Annotated in this window: 13 protein-coding genes; 7 read left to right on the top strand and 6 right to left on the bottom strand. The window is 49.0% G+C overall.

Annotation, left to right across the window (positions count from 1 at the left end):
* The first annotated feature begins 64 nt into the window (after positions 1 to 64).
* Positions 65 to 1,171, top strand: a complete 1,107-nt coding sequence (locus ACKU35_RS01505; RefSeq protein WP_319762459.1) for a pyruvate carboxyltransferase — start codon at positions 65 to 67, stop codon at positions 1,169 to 1,171.
* A complete protein-coding gene (locus ACKU35_RS01500; RefSeq protein WP_319762457.1) occupies positions 1,168 to 2,034 on the top strand; it encodes a hypothetical protein in 867 nt (288 codons plus the stop codon). Before ACKU35_RS01505 ends, ACKU35_RS01500 begins: the two co-directional genes overlap by 4 nt.
* A gap of 17 nt (positions 2,035 to 2,051) precedes the next feature.
* On the opposite strand, the gene ACKU35_RS01495 is transcribed toward ACKU35_RS01500, so the two are convergent.
* Positions 2,052 to 3,989 (bottom strand): ATP-binding protein, encoded by a 1,938-nt coding sequence (locus tag ACKU35_RS01495; protein WP_319762455.1) that lies wholly within the window; start codon positions 3,987 to 3,989, stop codon positions 2,052 to 2,054.
* Positions 3,990 to 4,203: 214 nt separating this feature from the next.
* Between ACKU35_RS01495 and ACKU35_RS01490 the strand changes: the two genes are divergently transcribed.
* The 3 genes from ACKU35_RS01490 to ACKU35_RS01480 all read left to right on the top strand — a co-directional run bounded on the left by ACKU35_RS01490 (position 4,204) and on the right by ACKU35_RS01480 (position 9,073).
* Positions 4,204 to 5,361: an efflux RND transporter periplasmic adaptor subunit gene (locus tag ACKU35_RS01490; RefSeq protein WP_319762453.1), complete on the top strand. Its 1,158-nt coding sequence runs from the start codon at positions 4,204 to 4,206 to the stop codon at positions 5,359 to 5,361.
* A complete protein-coding gene (locus ACKU35_RS01485; protein WP_319762452.1) occupies positions 5,361 to 8,597 on the top strand; it encodes an efflux RND transporter permease subunit in 3,237 nt (1,078 codons plus the stop codon). Before ACKU35_RS01490 ends, ACKU35_RS01485 begins: the two co-directional genes overlap by 1 nt.
* Positions 8,598 to 8,710: 113 nt before the next feature.
* A complete protein-coding gene (locus ACKU35_RS01480) occupies positions 8,711 to 9,073 on the top strand; it encodes a cupin domain-containing protein (RefSeq protein ID WP_319762451.1) in 363 nt (120 codons plus the stop codon).
* 47 nt (positions 9,074 to 9,120) lie between these two features.
* Here the strand turns inward: ACKU35_RS01480 and ACKU35_RS01475 are convergent, their stop codons facing one another.
* Entirely contained in the window at positions 9,121 to 10,509 is a 1,389-nt protein-coding gene (locus ACKU35_RS01475; RefSeq protein WP_319762449.1) for an ATP-binding protein, read from the bottom strand.
* A 159-nt stretch (positions 10,510 to 10,668) separates the two neighbouring features.
* A complete protein-coding gene (locus tag ACKU35_RS01470; RefSeq protein ID WP_319762447.1) occupies positions 10,669 to 11,661 on the bottom strand; it encodes an aldo/keto reductase in 993 nt (330 codons plus the stop codon).
* Positions 11,662 to 11,767: 106 nt separating this feature from the next.
* Here ACKU35_RS01470 and ACKU35_RS01465 point away from each other — a divergent pair, with 106 nt between their 5' ends.
* Positions 11,768 to 12,658 (top strand): LysR family transcriptional regulator, encoded by an 891-nt coding sequence (locus ACKU35_RS01465; RefSeq protein ID WP_319762444.1) that lies wholly within the window; start codon positions 11,768 to 11,770, stop codon positions 12,656 to 12,658.
* Positions 12,659 to 12,674: 16 nt separating this feature from the next.
* Here ACKU35_RS01465 and ACKU35_RS01460 read toward each other — a convergent pair whose 3' ends face one another.
* On the bottom strand, positions 12,675 to 13,538 hold the full coding sequence (locus ACKU35_RS01460) for an N-acetylneuraminate synthase family protein (protein ID WP_319762442.1): 864 nt from the start codon (positions 13,536 to 13,538) through the stop codon (positions 12,675 to 12,677).
* A 10-nt stretch (positions 13,539 to 13,548) separates the two neighbouring features.
* Complete coding sequence (locus tag ACKU35_RS01455) at positions 13,549 to 14,973, bottom strand: mannose-1-phosphate guanylyltransferase/mannose-6-phosphate isomerase (RefSeq protein ID WP_319762440.1); 1,425 nt, start codon at positions 14,971 to 14,973, stop codon at positions 13,549 to 13,551.
* A 376-nt stretch (positions 14,974 to 15,349) separates the two neighbouring features.
* On the opposite strand from ACKU35_RS01455, the gene ychF reads away from it, so the two are divergent.
* A complete protein-coding gene (gene ychF, locus ACKU35_RS01450) occupies positions 15,350 to 16,450 on the top strand; it encodes a redox-regulated ATPase YchF (RefSeq protein WP_319762437.1) in 1,101 nt (366 codons plus the stop codon).
* A gap of 128 nt (positions 16,451 to 16,578) precedes the next feature.
* On the opposite strand, the gene ACKU35_RS01445 is transcribed toward ychF, so the two are convergent.
* The gene (locus ACKU35_RS01445) at positions 16,579 to 17,598 is read right to left on the bottom strand and encodes a sialidase family protein (protein ID WP_319762435.1); all 1,020 of its coding nucleotides are present in this window, start codon (positions 17,596 to 17,598) and stop codon (positions 16,579 to 16,581) included.
* Between the last annotated feature and the right edge of the window lie 2 nt (positions 17,599 to 17,600).

The raw sequence follows: 17,600 nt of genomic DNA, 5'->3' as shown, positions 1-17,600 counted from the left end.
GTGGCAATTGGCACTAAAAATGCTTTATGTTTTTTGAACTTTAAAACTATTTTGGAGCATTACTATGTTGATCGATACCACCCTGCGTGAAGGCGCACAGTTGTTCGGGGCCTACTTTAATCTGGAAACCCGTAAGCGCATCGCATCCTCTCTTATGAATATGGGAGTGGATGAGATCGAGCTGGGCTGGGTCGGACAAGAAGGTCTCGCTCTGTTTGCATCACATGCGCTTGCCCTTGGCGGCAAATCTGAATTAAGTGTCTGGTCTCCCTGCCGGGAGAAGGATATTGAGACAGCCGCTACGCTGGGGCTGAAACGCATTAATATCGGAGTCCCTGTTTCGGATCTGCATATTGAAAAAAGGCTGGATTCGGACAGGCAGGCAATTCTGCGTAAGCTTGCCTCCGCAGTAAGAACCGCTAGAAGTTGCGGTTTTGAGTATGTTTCCGTGGGACTTGAAGATATCTCCCGCGCTGATGGTGATTTTGCACTGTCCATGGCCCTGCATGCCGAAATATGCGGAGCTTCAAGGGTTCGCCTTGCGGATTCTCTCGGGCAACTGACTCCGCTTGCCATGGAAAAGCTGGTCACAAAATTCAGGTCTAAGCTGAATATTGATATAGCAGTTCACTGCCATGACGATTTCGGTATGGCTACGGCTAATTCCTTTACCGCTCTTGAAGCCGGAGCCGATTATGCGGACTGTTCCGTTCTCGGCATTGGTGAGCGTGCAGGGATCTCCGCCACTGAAGAACTGGTGGCCCGGCTGACCCTGCGTGAAGGTAATTCCCGTTATTCCACTACAGTGCTGAAAGAAACCTGTATGCTGGTCAGCGTCGCATCCAAGGTTGCAATTCCACGAACAAAAGCAGTTGTAGGCACTGATATTTTTGCCTGTGAATCCGGGCTGCATACCCACGCTCTCAGCAAATCGCCGGAACTTTTTGAACCTTATGATCCTGAATCAGTCGGCACGGCCCGTAAAATGGCTGTGGGTGGTAAAAGCGGCAGGGCGGCAGTGCGTAATGCCCTGACTGAATACGGTATTGATTGCGGCACAGACAGCCTGTCCACTCTGACGGAGGCCGTCCGCCAGCTTTCCCTGCGTCTTGAGCGTCCCCTGACCCGCAGCGAATTTATCAAGCTCAACGACGAAGAGGTTTATTCATGAGTACTAAAATTCACACTTATTCAACCGAGGCCGGTGAACTTGTGGCTCAGCACACTACCGATGATCTGCGCCGCAAGACATTGCAGCCCGTTGAAACTTATAGCAACGGGGTATTGAAATATCTGCCGCTGGAGGAACGGACTCCCGTTTTCACGCCTCTGGGGATTATTCATGCCGAGATGGTAACGTTTTATAAATCCGGAAAACTGAAACGTGTCTTTCCTCTGAACGGAAAGCTGTCCGGTTACTGGACGCAGGAAGATGAAGGGCAATTGACCGATCCGTTGACGATAGATACCCCGGTGGGGATACTTACTGCCAAGGTCATAAGTCTTTGTTTTTATGAGGAAGGTCCCTTGCGGTCCATAACGTTCTGGCCGGAGAGTACCGTCAGCATCGAGAGTCCTGCCGGGAAGATTAAAACTCGCGTTGGCATCAGCTTCAGCCGTGAGGGCAAAATCCTTTCGCTTGAACCGGCTGAACCAACTCCTTTAAAGACTCCGATAGGTATGATCACAGCCTTTGATTATGATGCCGTGGGCATTAACGGCGATTCCAATTCACTGGTGTTTGATGGGCTGGGGAATGTCGCGGCTATAAGAACATCTTTAAGTATGATTACTGTTCGCCACAGTTCCGGACAGGAGCGGGCTTTCATTCCAGAGAGCCGGGAATCCCTGTGTTCTGAAAGCGAGCAGGAAATCGTTCCTATGCAGATATTGTTCGATGGCAAGGGGATTTCGATCCGTGTTACGGCGGACGCTGATTCTGAATATTTCGATTACGAGAATCATGAAATCAGCACAGCCCCATTTCTGCCGCAACTGAGTAATTTGTCGAAGGGGTTGATTTGTTCGGTTTAGGTCTTTCCAGATCTGATTCAGTCATTTTTTAATCTTTTCATTATTACTTTACGCAGTTCATCTTCTTGAATCGGTTTGGCGATGTAATCGTCCATCCCGTCTTTAATAAACTGGTCCCGGTCACCCTGCATGGCATAGGCGGTGATGGCAATGATCGGGATTCGTTTGTTGTGTGCCCCGGCTTCCCCCATCCTGATGGCCTTGGTTGCCTCGATGCCGTTCATCTCGGGCATCTGAACATCCATGAGTATCATTTTGAAATCTTTGTATAAGAGCTTGTCCAGTGCCTCACGTCCGTTTTTTACCGTATCCACAGCGAACCCCAGTTGTTCCAGAAATCGCTTGGTGTAAAGTCTGTTTACTTTTTCATCTTCAGCCACAAGGATGCGGTACTCATTAAATGAGGATATTATTACCGGCTCAGAATGAATTTTTTTCGGTAAAACAGTTTCATTTATGGGCAGGGTAAAGGGTATTGAAACATAGAAGGTGGTACCTTCCCCAGAGGTGCTTTCAATGGCTATAGTCCCTTTCATCAGTTCTGTAAGCCTTTTACAAATGGAAAGGCCCAGTCCGGCTCCCTGATATTGTCGGGTGTAGCTGTCCTTAATTTGAGTGAAAGATTGAAAAAGCACATGCATCTTTTCTTCGGGAATACCCTCACCTGTATCTTCCACTGAGAAGAGTATATGACAGTGTCCGGGTAAAGAATAAGGCAGTAAAACCGCTTCAATACGTATATATCCCTGATGGGTGAATTTCAGGGAATTGCCGACAAGATTGGTCAGGATCTGTTGCAGACGTGCCGGGTCCCCTATAATTGTCTGCGGTATGTTCGGAGCGATCTTCAGTTCCAGCTTCACCCCGGAATGGCGTGATGTGACTTCAAAAAGCTTAAAAACCTGCTTCATTGCCTCAGCTGGATTGAATTCTTTATAGCACAGGGACAGCTTGCCGGCTTCAACTCTGGCCAGATCAAGAATATCGGTAAGGACGTTGTTCAGTCTTTTGGATGCCTGTATCGCGGCATGTATGTATTCATCCTGCTTAGGGGTCAGCTTTTCCGCGTCCATGAGTTGCAGCATGCCCATGATTCCATTCAGGGGGGTGCGGATTTCATGACTCATGTTGGCCAGAAATTCAGATTTGGTGTTGCTGGCGGCTTCAGCTTTGGCTTTTTCCTGCTCAATCTTTTTCAGCGCTTCCTTTAATTCTGTTACATCGCGAACGATTCCTTCAACCGTAGTGGGATTACCTTCCTGATCATAAGACGGAATGTTGCTTTGTTGCAGCCATTTTGATTTTCCGTAGCGGTCGATTATTTTGTATTCCACCAGAGGAGACATTTTTCCCATGGACATGTCCATCCACAGCTGCTGCATGAAATTTTCAAATTCCGGATGGACCAGATCAAAAAAGAACTGCGAATTATTATAAAATGTTCCGGGAGGGTAGCCGGTTATAGTCAAACAAGCCGGACTCATATATTCAAATATCTCGTCCTGTACTGAAAAACGATAGATCAGATCTTTGGAGTTCTCAGCCAAAGTCTTGATATGGGATTCGGTCTTGGACAGTTCCTTTTCAATCCTTTTGCGTTCGGTAATATCTTCCAGACTGGCGATTACTTCCGTAGGATTGACTCCTTGTTCCACCGGATTGAATACTGCGCGGATGTAGCTGGTTTTATTGCCGGTTACAGAGGTATATTCATCTTCGTACTCGGAAGTCTCCCCCTGTACGGCTTTTTTTATGGCCGCGCTCATTTTAGGGGTACTTTGTTCTATGGAGTTAAAACCGATCAGTTTTTCCTTATCCGCGCCCATCAATTCAACGAATTTGTGGTTACAGTCGATAATTGTTCCGGTGTTATCGAAACGTATCATTGCATGAGGGGAGAATTCAAAAATCAAACGGTAGCGACCGTGTCTATTGGCATTTCTTTGGGTTCCCATTTTTTCTCCGCCTTGTAATTAAGCGTACAGTAAAAGATTACTTCAGCAGGATACAAAAAAAAATATGTCTTGTGAATTAATAGTGTTTTTTTATCTACGAATTATAAAGAACGTTTTTTTGTCAGGTTAGATAATTGTAATTGAAACAGTTGATTGCAGTGTGTATAAAATTTGTAATATAAGATATTTTTATTGTCTTTTACCGGAGCTGATTATGACTAAAAAATGTATTTTTGTTGCCATGTTGGGCGCTGCTATAATGTTCCTTGTTCTCTGGATGAGCGGGTCATTCAAGTCGGGTGTTATTGAGCCGGGCAGGATTGTATCCATCCGTAACGGAGAAACTCCCACCCGTACCGCATTAGCTGAAGTTGTCTCAGTTCCGGTAATTTATGAAGCTGTGGGAACTGTGCGCCCTGAAACAGAAGCTTCTATTGAGGCACAGGTGACTGGGAAAGTACGCAAAGTTCTGGTCCGGTCCGGTCAGAAAGTCAGCAGAGGGGATACGCTTATCGTACTGGATCACCGTCAGCTTCAGGCCAGACTCGAAAGTGCCCAGCAGGGGCTTAAATCCGCGCAGGCAGCCGAACGTCAGGCCCGGGAAGGCATCAATGCCGCCAAAGCTGAATCTAATACAGCCACAGCCACGTGGAAACGGATGAAAAAACTTTTTGAAGGCAAGGTCGCCACACAGGATGAACTTGACCGGGTGGAGGCAGCCTACCTGAAGGCAAAAGCCGCTCTGGCACAGGCTGAAGATGGGCTGGACGCGGCGACAGCAAGAGTCCGTCAGGCCCGTAAAGGTGTTGAAGAATCCCGTATCGGATTAGGCTATACAACAATCAAAGCCCCGGCTGACGGAGAAGTCGCCAGGCGCATGGTTGAACCCGGTGATCTGGCCTTTCCGGGTAAGACGCTTATGTTGATCCAGACCGGCGGAACTTTACGGCTGGAAGCCCTTGTGCGTGAAGGTCTCATCGGGCAGGTGCGTATAGGGCAAAAACTGGATGTTGATATTGAGGCTCTGGGTGATCTTTCCGAGGCGATAGTGGAAGAGGTTGTTCCCTCCGCTGATCCATTGACCCGTACATTTCTGGTTAAAGCCGGACTTAAACCCCTGCCGGGACTTTATCCCGGTATGTTCGGGAGGTTACTGATTCCCGTAGGCCAAAAGGATGTGGTCCTCGTACCGGCTAAAGCCGTGTCCCGTGTCGGACAGCTCGAAACCGTGCTGGTGCAAAGCGGCGAATCATGGGAACCCTTTTATGTGCGCAGCGGTGCGAAACACGGCAACAAGCTGGAGATTCTTTCAGGTCTTAACGGTAATGAAACAGTCGGCTATGATTTGTCCGTGGCTGGAGGGCAGCAGTAATGTCCGCCCCGCTCAATCCTGAACCTTCCCAAGGCCTGATAGCCTCGGCCGTTCGTTTTTTTCTTCATTCCAAGCTTACCGTAGTGCTGGTTATAGGCGCAATTCTGCTGGGTGTGGCCGCTGTTCAGCTTACCCCGAGAGAGGAAGAGCCGCAGATAGTCGTGCCCATGGCCGACATTATGGTTCAGGCGCCCGGAGCCGGGGTCGAGGAAGTGGAAAAACTGGTCACCACTCCGCTTGAGCGCATTCTCTGGCAGATTGACGGGGTGGAATACGTCTACTCAATTTCACGGCGCGATTCTTCTATGGTCACGGTCCGCTTCTATGTGGGCGAGGATCGTGAGGAATCCTTGATCAAGCTGCATAACGCCATTGCCAAAAATACGGATATTGCTCCGGGGATCGCTTCCAGTTGGGTTGTTAAACCGATTGAGATCGATGACGTCCCCATCGTGTCTTTGACCCTTTATCCTGCAGCCGGACGTAGTGATATTTCAGATTTTGAATTGCGGCGTGTGGCTGAAGAATTCGCCTCCCGTCTGGCTGAGGTGGAGAACCTTTCCCGCGTTTCGCTTGTGTCCGGGCGTTCCCGTGAGGTACGGGTAGAACTTTTTCCTGAACGGATGGCTGGATTCAACATTTCTCCGCTTGAAATAGCCGCCGCGCTCAAGGGCGCGGATCAGTCCGCAGTGGCCGGTTCGGTGCTTTCCGGGAATAAGGAAATTGTTGTCTCCGCTAATTCTTTTTTGGAAGACGCTGCGGATGTTCGCAATCTGGTGGTCGGTGTATTTAATTCCAGACCGGTCTATCTGCGCGATGTGGCGAAAGTTATAGACGGGCCGCAGGAAGCTGATTCCTATTCCCGGATAGGATTTTCCAGAATGTATCTGACCGGTACAGGGCAGGACCCGGAACAGAGATCACGCCCGGCGGTAACTATCGCCTTTTCCAAGAAAAAGGGAACCAATGCGGTAAAGGTGGCCGAGGCTGTGCTCGGGCGCATGGATAAATTGCGGCAGGCCATCCTTCCTGAAGGAATTGAAGTTGCGGTTACCCGCGATTACGGCAAGACCGCCGATGCCAAGGTCGACGAACTGCTCGGTTCCTTAGGCTTTGCCGTTGTCACCGTGGTTATTCTGCTGGCCTTGACTCTTGGCTGGCGCGAGGCTGCGGTGGTTGCTCTGGCTGTGCCGATCAGCTTTTCGTTGGCTTTGTTCGTGAATTATATGCTCGGCTACACCATAAACCGGGTGACTCTCTTCGCTCTCATCCTTTCCCTCGGACTTGTGGTCGATGACCCGATTACCAATGTCGATAATATTCAGCGTCATATTTTAATGAGGAAGAAGAAACCAGCCGCTGCGACCCTTGATGCCGTTTCCGAGGTTCTGCCTCCGGTTATCATGTCCACACTGGCGATTATTGTTTCTTTTGTGCCTCTTTTTTTCATCACCGGAATGATGGGACCGTACATGGCTCCCATGGCCGCTAATGTCCCGTTGACAGTCACATTCTCTACTGTCTGCGCCCTGACCATCGTACCATGGATGGCCTTTCGCCTGCTTAAGAACATTCAACCTCAGGCGTTGGCAGCGTCCTCCGGTCCGGGAAGAATAGAAAGAATATATAAGCGGATTATCACGCCTTTTCTGGAATCACGCGTTCGGCGCTGGATTCTGCTACTGGTTATTATGGGCGGTTTGATCTTTTCATTAGCTCTGGCCGGATTGCGGATGGTGCCGCTGAAAATGCTGCCGTTTGACAATAAAAATGAATTTCAGATTGTCATAGATATGGATGAAGGCACGCCGCTTGAGCAGACTGACCGGGTGGTCCGTGAACTGGAACAGGTTCTTAAAACCGTGCCGGAAGTAACAAATTACGTAACCTATACCGGAGAACCTTCTCCTATGGATTTCAACGGCTTGGTCCGTCATTATTACTGGCGTGACGGTGGGCATATGGCCGATATCAGGGTTAATCTGGCCGATAAGGACCAGCGTGAAGAGCAGAGCCATGCCATTGTGCTTCGTTTGCGTAATGAATTGGAACAGGTTGCCGCGCGCAACAATGCCAATATCAAAATAGTGGAATCCCCTCCAGGTCCACCGGTCATCTCGACGATAACTACCGAGGTGTACGGAGCCGAGGACCGGCCTTATTCAGCCCTGATTGAGAGTGCGCTGCAGATTGCGGGCACAATGAAACAGGAGCCCGGAGTTGTGGATATAGACACTTCCACTGAGGCGGAGCAGGGCATGATCGATTTCGTGCTTGATAAGGAAAAGGCGGCCCTGCACGGAGTCAGTGCCCGTGATGTGGTGAGCACCTTGCAAATGGCACTTTCCGGTATGGTCCCGGCGACAGTGCATGAGCAGAATGAGCGTAATCCGCTGCCGGTGCGCATGATTCTACCGCTTTTGCGTCGAGCTGACGTGACTTCATTGGAACAGCTCAAAGTTCGTACTTCAGATGGTAAAAATGTTCCGCTGGCCGAACTGGGGAGTCTGGTTCAGATCAGCCGGGAGCAGCCCGTTTACCATAAGAATCTTAAGAGAGTGGTCTACGTGTTCGCGGAAATGGCGGGTCGTGCTCCGGGCGAAGCAATTCTCGACATGCAGTCCAAACTTGATAACGATCCGCTGCCTCCTTTTATCTGGACCGACTGGGCTGGCGAGGGGGAATGGCAGATCACCCTTGACGTATTTCGTGATCTCGGCATTGCCTTTGGCGCGGCCCTGCTGGGGATCTACATTCTGCTCATCGTGGAAACCGGATCATTCGGTATGCCGCTTTTGATCATGTGCGCTATCCCGCTGACCCTGCTGGGGATTATGCCCGGATTCTGGCTGCTGAATCTATTCAGTGCCGGGACCGTGCAGGGGGCGGTCGGAGCAGCTTTTGCCGACCCTGTCTTTTTCACCGCCACGGCAATGATAGGTATGATCGCGCTAGGAGGGATAGTAATCCGTAATTCGCTGGTGCTCATCGATTTTATCCGCCAATCCGTTGCCGGAGGCATGGAACTGAAAGAGGCGATCATCAAATCCGGTTCAGTCCGTTTGCGGCCCATTCTCCTAACTGCGGCAACCACCGCTCTTGGAGCATGGCCCATCACCCTTGACCCGATTTTTTCAGGTCTGGCCTGGGCGCTTATTTTTGGACTGACCGCTTCCACTCTCTTTACGCTGTTGGTCATTCCTGTGGGATATTATGTTTTTGAGAGGGAAAAATAAGCTCAGGTTGACTTATGTCATATAAGGTCTACCTTTTTTGTGGGAAATATAAGCTGTAGCGGTTGAGACATTCAACCTGAACAATAAACCGAACCATTTACATGGAGGTTGATATGGCTGATTTAAATCTCAAGAATATTAAGGATTTGACCATAAAGAATATTGATCACAACAAGGTGCTGAACCTGACAGATTTGGTTGTTTATCAGGAAGGGCAGGTGGTCAGCCGGACCCTTTCTCAGGTGAAGCAGATTTCCCTGACTCTTTTCGCCTTCGATACAGGTGAAGGGATCAGCACTCACAGTGCGCCGGGAGATGCCATGGTACAGGTGCTCGACGGCGTTGCCGAAGTTACCATAGGTGATGAAGTCTTCAATGTCGCGGCCGGAGAATCAATCGTAATGCCCGCCAATGTTCCCCACGGACTTGAGGCACGTGAGCGGTTCAAGATGCTGCTGACTTTGATCAAGCAATAATAAATTATTAAAAAAGGGAGCCTGCTTGGGCTCCCTTTTTATTTTACCTAACTGCATTTACCTGAATTATTGGGCAGCGTTATGGTGAATTTGGTACCTTCACCCAGTATACTGCTGACTTCCATTGTCCCTTTGTGCTGTTCGGTGATTATAAAATATGAAATGGACAGGCCAAGCCCGGTACCCTCACCGACTTTTTTGGATGTGTAGAAAGGTTCAAAAACTTTTTTTAAACGGTTCTGAGATATGCCGGGACCGTTATCTTCCACTTCGATAATTGTCCCTTCTTTTTCGTATTTAGTCCTTAAAATTAATTCCGGCTGTTCATCAGGTGGATATTTTTTTCCCGCCATAGCTTCACATGCGTTTTGTATCATATTTACCAGTACCTGCCTTATCTCACTGCGTACACAACATACCGGGTTGTCCTCAGCTATATATTTTTTTGTTATTCTTAGTTTATTGAACATATATGTGCTGCAAAAATTGACATCAGAAGAAAGCAGCTCAATACTTTCATCAAGCAAGGTTGAAACATTGCAGGAGTATAGCTTCTGAGAGTTGCTGTAGCCGAAATTCAGCATGCTTGAGATTATCTGCGATGCTCTTTCTCCAGCCTTAGAAATTGTGCTGATCATATTTAGAATATCTCTTTTGCGCATATATTCGCGCATTGCTTTTACATCTACATTACACTCCTGAGCTATATGTAAATTTTTAGGACTGTCGTTGAAAATTCGGTTGCGGATATTCTGACAGGAGCCCAGAATAGCGGCCAGCGGATTGTTTATTTCGTGTGCGATGCCGGCGGCCATTCCGCCCAGTGAATCCATCTTTTCCCGTTGCAGCAGAAGTTCCATGGTCTTTAGCCTCTGGGAAATATCCCGGGCTACGCTGATGCAGAATTTTTGTTCGTTTTCTTCGAAAACACAGGCCACCACTTCTACGGGATAACTGGTTCCGTCTTTGCGTCTGTATTTGCTTTCGAAAAGGAAGCGTTGGTCGGGGCCGGCTTCGTTTATTGCCTTTTCCCATTCTTTCTCGTTTGCGCTGGGGGCCACATCGGAAATGGTGCAGTCAAGTAGCTGTTTTCTGCTGTAACCTAAGGTTTCTACCGCGGCTTCATTTATATCGATTATTTGCCCATTAGAGCCGATCAGAAAAATTGGATCAGCGATGTTTTCAAGTAACCTTCGGTAGGCATTTTGGCTTTTTTGTACTGACCGGTCATATCTATCCACCAGCATATAGATTATCGCCGCTGTGACCAGTACGTATAACCAGCCTTTAACAGTCTGGATACTCTGGACTATTTCTGCGTCGCGTACCAGAAAATTGAGCAGTCTGTCTGAAAGAATAATCCATAAAAATCCGAAAAGTGAGTAAACTGCGGCAATTTTAAGAGCAATAGAGTATAGTCTTTTTCTTTGCTTCACGTTTTGATCCTGTACTGTTCTTTTGCATAATGAAGTAGCTGATTATAAGCCATCCTGAATGATGATAATATCATATAGCAAAATTCAAGTACAGATGAGACCTCAGATGATTTTAAAGACAGCCCTTTTTCGACATTTAGCGAAAAAGGGCTGTCTTTTCTAACTGTTTAGGCCTTTCATACCTTCGTCAGTATAGCGGTTGCCTTGGACTTTATTGGTTGTGAGAATCTTTTCAATGGCAGCTAGGTCCTCACTGCTCAGCAGCACCTGCGTTGCTTTGATGTTGGAATCGAGGTTTTTAATCTTAGTGGTTCCCGGAATGGGAATAATGTTGTCCCCTTGCGCGCATACCCATGCCAGTGAGAGCTGGGCTAGAGTACAATTTTTCTTTTCTGCTATCTCGCCCAGTGCGGCAGCGATTGATTTGTTCTTTGCGTATGCTTCTCCTTTGAAGCGTGGCAGCTGGTTTCTAAAGTCGGAGTTGTCTTTGGAAGGGGCCCAGTTGCTGAGCAGTCCCCGGCAAATGGGACTGTATGGAACAAAGCTGATTCCCAGCTCACGGGTCAGGGCGAGAATTTCCTCTTCCGGGTCACGGGTGAGCATGGAATATTCCGATTGCAGGGCGGAAAGCGGATGCACCGCATGTGCCCGGCGCAGGGTTTCCGCTGAAGCCTCGGAGATGCCGATGGCTCTGATTTTACCCTCTTCAACCAGACGGGACATTTCACCGATGGTATCCTCGATGGGAGTCGTCGTATCTACCCGGTGAATGTAGTAAAGATCGATGTAATCGGTTCCAAGCCTGCGCAAACTGTCATGACAGGACTTGCGTACATATTCCGGCTTGCCGCTGATGGTTCTGGCGTACTCGCCTTTTTCGCGCACAATACCGAACTTGGTGGCGATTACGGCATCCTCCCTGCGTCCGTTGAATGCTTTGGCCAGCAGCTTTTCATTGTGTCCCGCGCCGTACATGTCGGCTGTATCAAAGAAATTTATACCCTGATCAAGTGCATGGAGGATAAGATTCACTCCGGCTTCTTCCGGTGTGCTTTCACCATAAAATTCACTTAATCCCATGCAACCGAGGCCAATGGGAGATATTTTGATTTCACTGTTTCCAAGTTTCTTTAATGTGATTTGAGCAGACATATTTTTCTCCGGGTTAATGTTGTTGAATGAGTGTACTAATATTGCCGGGCTATAAATATGTCGAATATATCTTTTAGATTAGAGTAATATCTGATAGATATTACTGATGGAAACACGACAGCTCAAATATTTTTTGGCAGTGGCCGAGGAACTTCATTTCGGGAGGGCCGCTAAGAGGCTGCATATTTCACAGCCTCCGCTCAGTCAGCAGATAATGAAATTTGAAGATGAGCTGGGAGTCAGCCTGTTCAAGCGCAACAAACGTTCTGTCTCTCTTACCGCGGCCGGAACTTCTCTATTGCGGGATGCCGGGGGAATTATGAGATCAATCGAAAGGGCTCGTGAGAATCTGCTGGATGCCGCTTCCGGGTTGGGAGGGCAGTTAAGGCTGGGATACATCGGTCCGGCTTTGGAAACAGCGCTGACGGAAATTATCCGTAAATATAAGGAGAAATTCCCTGCGGTCAGATTCGGATTGCAGGAGATGTTTACAAATGATCAGCTTGCTGCTGTGCGTAGCGGGGATATAGATGTCGGAGTTGTAAGGCTTTTCCGGCATGATATTTCCGATCTCAGATGTAAATTATTTCATTGTGAGCGGTATGCGCTGGCTGTTCCTGACGGGCACCGGTTTTGCGGGCAGGAAAGTGTGGATATTTCCGAGCTGGACGGCGAGCCTTTTATCTTCTCTCCGCGTGAAAGCCAGCCGCGCCTCTATGATGAGTGGATGAGGGTTTTTGCGGAAACCGGAGTTGTGCCGGATGTTGTGCAGCAGACAGCACGTAAAAGCGCGACGGTTGCATTAGTCGCGGCGCGAATCGGGATCGGTATTGTCCCTGAGAGCATGGCTCGCAGGAGGCCGCACGGAGTGGTTATCAAAAAACTTACCGGGGAATTTCCGACTATTGAAATGCATCTGATCTACAAGGAAAGTGCGGATTTTCCGACCATTGATAATTTCGTTCAAATTGCTAGTGAAAATTCTGTATGCGATTAAAATCCAAAGGAGAGCGTTAAGGATTCCACGTTTCCCTGACGGGTTTAAGGGGCCTTAAACCGTCAACAGGATCAGCTCGCCAGTCTCGGTCGGGTATTTCCGATTCGGCGGGGACTTTTCTGCCGTTTCCGTCAGCCTTGAGCCCTTGCCGGACATTGGCGATGGTCTGCTTCAGTTGATCGGGCAGCCAGCAGTGCCCGGAACTGTATTCCGGTCCGTTTTTGTCCAGATCAAGGTGCATCTCCACCACTGCGGCATCGTATTTGTGTACCGCTCTCTGGATTACTCCCTGACTTACAGTATGGTCGGACCAGCCTGTTTTACATTGAAATTCATTCCTAATTGTTTCTATTGCCGATAGATTTGCCTGTTCAACCGGAGTCGGGTAGCCGGATACGCAGTGCAGCAGGGTCGGTTTGGCGCAGCCTGCCGCTTTAAGGGTTGCTACCGCCGAGTTTATTTCATTCATATCCGCCATGCCGGTGGAAAGTATTACCGGTTTGCCGCTGGCGGAGCATGCTGTCAGCAGGTCTGTCCAGAGCAGCTCGTAAGAGGCGATTTTGAAAAAATCCACGTAAGGGGTCAGGATTTTAACTGCATCAAGATAAAACGGGGTGCATCCGAAAAGTATCTTGCGATCTTTGCATCGCTGGGAGATCTTCGGAATGAACGATTCAGGCAGTTCCCAGCCGCTTCTTTTCCGGTGCTCAGCGCTGCGGGCCAGAATTTCCGGGGCAAAGAGTTCATCAATTTTGAATAATTGGAATTTTACAGCATCGCAGCCGATGCGGGCGGCGGTGTCTATAAATTCATAACAGCGCTCAATATCGCAACCGTGATTGCTGGAAACTTCAGCTATGAAAATGGGATAGGATTGCATTAGTCAGTTCTTACCCTTGATTGCCGGACCGCCCGTAAACATCCTCAAACCGCTGGATATCATCTTCGCCCAGATAACTGCCGGTCTGCACTTCCATGAGCTCAAGATTGATCCGGCCGGGATTTTCCAAGCGATGTTTGATACCGATAGGGATGTAAGTGGATTCGTCTTCTTGCAGCAGAATTTCTTTATCTCCAACTAAAACCTTGGCCGTTCCCTTGACCACAACCCAGTGTTCTGCGCGGTGATGGTGCATCTGCAGCGACAGCACTCCTCCCGGCTTAACGATTATCTTTTTAACCTGAAAGCGCTCTCCGCTATCCACTGTTTCGTATGATCCCCATGGACGGTAAACCTTTTGATGATGGTCAACTTCGGCGCGTTCCTGCTTTTTTAAATCCGCGACCAGTCCGGCGACCTCCTGCCCGTGTTCGCGCCCTGCAACCAGCACAGCGTCCGATGTTTCAACCACGATAACATCGTCCACGCCGACCACGCCGAGGAGCCTGCCGGATGAATGGAGAAAACTGTTTTCCACATTCCGGGCCAGCACATCACCGGAGATGACATTTCCGTCTGCATCGGTCTCTTTTTCTTTCATCAGGGAATCCCATGAACCGATATCGGACCAGCCTCCGTCAAGCGGGACAACACTCAGGTTGTTGATCTTCTCGATTACTGCATAATCAATTGATTTAGCGGGGCATTTTGTGAAATGTTCTTCATCGAGACGGATAAAATCAAGGTCAATATGCGCTTTTTCTGTGGCGGCCTGACAGAAAGAATGTATTTCGGGCTCAAGCTGTTTAAGCTTTTCCAGATAAATATCCGGGCTGAATAGAAAAATTCCGGCATTCCATAAATATTTCCCAGACTCAAGATAGGACTTAGCGGTCTCAAGATCAGGTTTTTCCACAAATTCCTGCACCTGCTGAGGAGTCCCGGTCTGGAATTCGCCGGCTGTATGGATATATCCGTATCCCGTTTCGGGCGTGGTAGGGATAACACCGAACAGTACCAGATCATCATTGTGGGCAGGTTTTATCCCGGCAGCTACTGCCGAATTAAATTTCTTTAAATCATGAATAACGTGATCCGAAGGCATTACCAGCATCAGGGCCTCCGGATATTTACGGCTGATGTAGAAAGCGGCAGCGGCAATGGCCGGAGCTGAATTACGCCCTTCGGGTTCCAGAAAAATAGCTTCCGGCTTGATACCTGCCGCGCGCAATTCTTCAGCGACCATGAACCGGTACTTGCTATTGCAGACCACAACCGGCGCTGTTGCTTCGTCCAGCATGGAACCGCGTTCGGCGGTATTACGCAGTAAGGAATTTTTCCCGGTGAGGCTCAAAAGCTGTTTGGGATGATTCCTGCGTGAAAGGGGCCAGAGTCTGGTTCCGCTGCCCCCGGAGAGTATGACTGGTACGATCATGATATTTACCTGCTTGAAAATGCTTTTAAAATAAGGCTTATTCAGCTGTTAGAAGTACACTTTTCACGGGGAGTGCGCAAACGGGAATAATCAGATTGACAGCAAAGGGGTGTGTTTAATTGGAATAATTTGAAATTTTATTTTGATTTTAGGCACAAATTTTCGTGAGGGAATCAATACTTGCCCATCCACGCAAAGACAGGTATTGAGGGGCCGCAACGCGTGATATTATCTTTATAGGTAATAGAAACTGAAAATCTACCTTTCACGGCCCGGCACCCCGAAAAAAAACTATTTTTTTCATGCGATTAAAAACTGCATGTGCGGGATGTTTGCGGCGTGAAACGGAATTCATATTTTTTGAGGAGAATTTCTTATGGCTCTCAGTATCGGTATCGTGGGACTGCCCAACGTTGGTAAATCCACCCTTTTTAATGCCCTGACCAAGGCCCAGAACGCAGAAAGCGCCAACTACGCTTTCTGTACCATCGAACCCAACAAGGCGGTTGTACCCGTCCCGGACGAACGCATCGACAAGCTGGCCGAACTGGTCAAGCCCCAGCGCGTGCAGCAGTCCACAGTTGATTTTATCGACATCGCCGGTCTGGTTGAAGGAGCAAGCAAGGGTGAAGGGCTCGGCAATAAGTTTCTCGGCAATATCCGTGAAACACAGGCCATTCTCCACGTTGTGCGCTGTTTTGATAACGACGATGTTATTCACGTTTCAAATTCAGTTGATCCCCTGCGTGATATTGAAGTTATCGAAACCGAGTTGATCCTCTCTGATGTGCAGGCGCTTGATACCCGCATTGAGGGCATGAAGAAAAAGATCAAAGGTGATAAGACCCTCGGTCCCAAAATTGCCGAAGCTGAAAAGCTGCTCGAACACCTCAACGAGGGCAACCCCGTAGGAACTTATGGAGAGCTGGATACCGACTACATGATCGAACTGCTCCGTGATCTGCGCCTGATCACCGCCAAGAATGTGATCTACTGCGCCAACGTTGATGAAGAAGGCCTCACCGAGGACAACGACTACGTAAAGAAAGTTAAAGCTCTCGCCGACGAACGCGGAGCCGAATTCGTAAAAATTTCCGCTAAAATGGAAGAAGAGCTGGTCGGACTTGATGATGAGGAATACAACGAATTCCTCGATTCCTACGGTGTTACCGAATCCGGTCTGGCCAAGATTATCCGTACCGGATTTCACACTCTGGGTATGATCAGCTACTTCACCGCCGGGGTAAAAGAAGTCCGCGCATGGACCATTCATGACGGCGACAAGGCTCCCCGCGCAGCAGCAGCCATCCACACCGACTTTGAACGCGGATTCATTCGCGCCGAAGTTATCGGTTACGAAGATTACGTGTCCAATGGTTCGGAAGCCGCATGCCGCGCAGCCGGTGTGCTCCGCTCAGAAGGAAAGGAATACATCGTTAAAGACGGTGATGTTGTCCACTTTCTGTTTAACGTTTAGATTGCTTGCGGATTTTCGGGAACCAGCTAAAGTTTTATCAGGTTCCGCCGTTCGGTTATTAAATTTTGCTTAAATAAAAGCTCCGCAATATCTTTTAGGTATTGCGGAGCTTTTTTACTTTAATCCTGTCAGCCCACATCCAGCACCATACGTTCTACAACAGGGCCTTCATGTCTTCGTGAAATATAGTAGACCGCGATAACCTGTCCTTTTTTATTCACAGCCAGATCTCCGTAACCACCGTGGAACCTTCCTCCTTTATACCATGCTAAGGTCCGGGGAAGACTCCACGTTTCTCCGCCGTCTTCAGAGATAGTCAGGGCCACTCGGCATTTCGGATTTTTGCGGATCATGCCCCGGTAGATAGCCAGTACCCGCCCGTCCGGCAGGAGCTTGACGGAAGGGGCCTCCCCGTAAAGTCCGATGGGCTTTGGGACGGACCAGGTCTTCCCGTCATCATCGGAATGGGATGTGAAAAGTCCTTCCATGCACGGTTGTTGACGCAAGAGGGCCACTATGCGGCCCGAAGGCAGGCGGGTGATGGATGTTTCATTGAGGCGGTATTCCGGGATGTGCTCGTAGATGTATGATTGATTGGAAATCTCTCCGTTTTCCGGGTTAAAGCGGAAGGTCCCGCAGCCCGGACCGTTGTAGAATGAACCGATGAAATTTTTCTCATCATCCAAAGCAGGGATGAAATGCCCGAAAGATGCCCATGCCCCACCGGGAAGATCAAGCGGTGAACGCTCGGGGAAACTCTTCCCGCCGTCAGTGCTTAAGGAAAAGTAGTTTCGGCGAAGTTCTGTGGTGTGGGTGCGTGAGATGAGCAGCACTTTATCTTTACCCAGATGGGTGACAAGCGCGTCATGTTCGTTGGTTTGATTCAGCGCATGACTGATGACCAGTCGCGGGGACTTGAAATTCTGTCCGCCGTCTGTTGAACGGGTGGTGTAAATATCCCCGGCCATGCCATGGTCCATTCTTCTGCGCAGGTCTTCGCTGATGTTCACCGCCCGCCGGAATCCCACCAGCAGATCGCCGTTTACATCAGTTATGGTCGGAAAGGACTGGTAACCGTCCCATTCATGCGGGGTGATGCGTTTTGTATCGATAATCGAGACGGAAAGCTTCGGACGTTTGCCGGCCATGT

The organism is Maridesulfovibrio sp. (genome assembly GCF_963676065.1).
Lineage (GTDB): Bacteria > Desulfobacterota > Desulfovibrionia > Desulfovibrionales > Desulfovibrionaceae > Maridesulfovibrio.
This window is presented reverse-complemented; position numbering and strand designations above follow the sequence as displayed.

Bases quoted from the DNA above. Each gene is read 5' to 3' on its own strand.
- ychF (WP_319762437.1), top strand. From the start codon at position 15,350: ATGGCTCTCAGTATCGGTATCGTGGGACTGCCCAACGTTGGTAAATCC.
- ACKU35_RS01445 (WP_319762435.1), bottom strand. From the start codon at position 17,598: ATGGCCGGCAAACGTCCGAAGCTTTCCGTCTCGATTATCGATACAAAA.
- ACKU35_RS01500 (WP_319762457.1), top strand. From the start codon at position 1,168: ATGAGTACTAAAATTCACACTTATTCAACCGAGGCCGGTGAACTTGTG.
- ACKU35_RS01485 (WP_319762452.1), top strand. From the start codon at position 5,361: ATGTCCGCCCCGCTCAATCCTGAACCTTCCCAAGGCCTGATAGCCTCG.
- ACKU35_RS01455 (WP_319762440.1), bottom strand. From the start codon at position 14,973: ATGATCGTACCAGTCATACTCTCCGGGGGCAGCGGAACCAGACTCTGG.
- ACKU35_RS01495 (WP_319762455.1), bottom strand. From the start codon at position 3,989: ATGGGAACCCAAAGAAATGCCAATAGACACGGTCGCTACCGTTTGATT.
- ACKU35_RS01490 (WP_319762453.1), top strand. From the start codon at position 4,204: ATGACTAAAAAATGTATTTTTGTTGCCATGTTGGGCGCTGCTATAATG.
- ACKU35_RS01465 (WP_319762444.1), top strand. From the start codon at position 11,768: ATGGAAACACGACAGCTCAAATATTTTTTGGCAGTGGCCGAGGAACTT.
- ACKU35_RS01505 (WP_319762459.1), top strand. From the start codon at position 65: ATGTTGATCGATACCACCCTGCGTGAAGGCGCACAGTTGTTCGGGGCC.
- ACKU35_RS01460 (WP_319762442.1), bottom strand. From the start codon at position 13,538: ATGCAATCCTATCCCATTTTCATAGCTGAAGTTTCCAGCAATCACGGT.
- ACKU35_RS01480 (WP_319762451.1), top strand. From the start codon at position 8,711: ATGGCTGATTTAAATCTCAAGAATATTAAGGATTTGACCATAAAGAAT.
- ACKU35_RS01470 (WP_319762447.1), bottom strand. From the start codon at position 11,661: ATGTCTGCTCAAATCACATTAAAGAAACTTGGAAACAGTGAAATCAAA.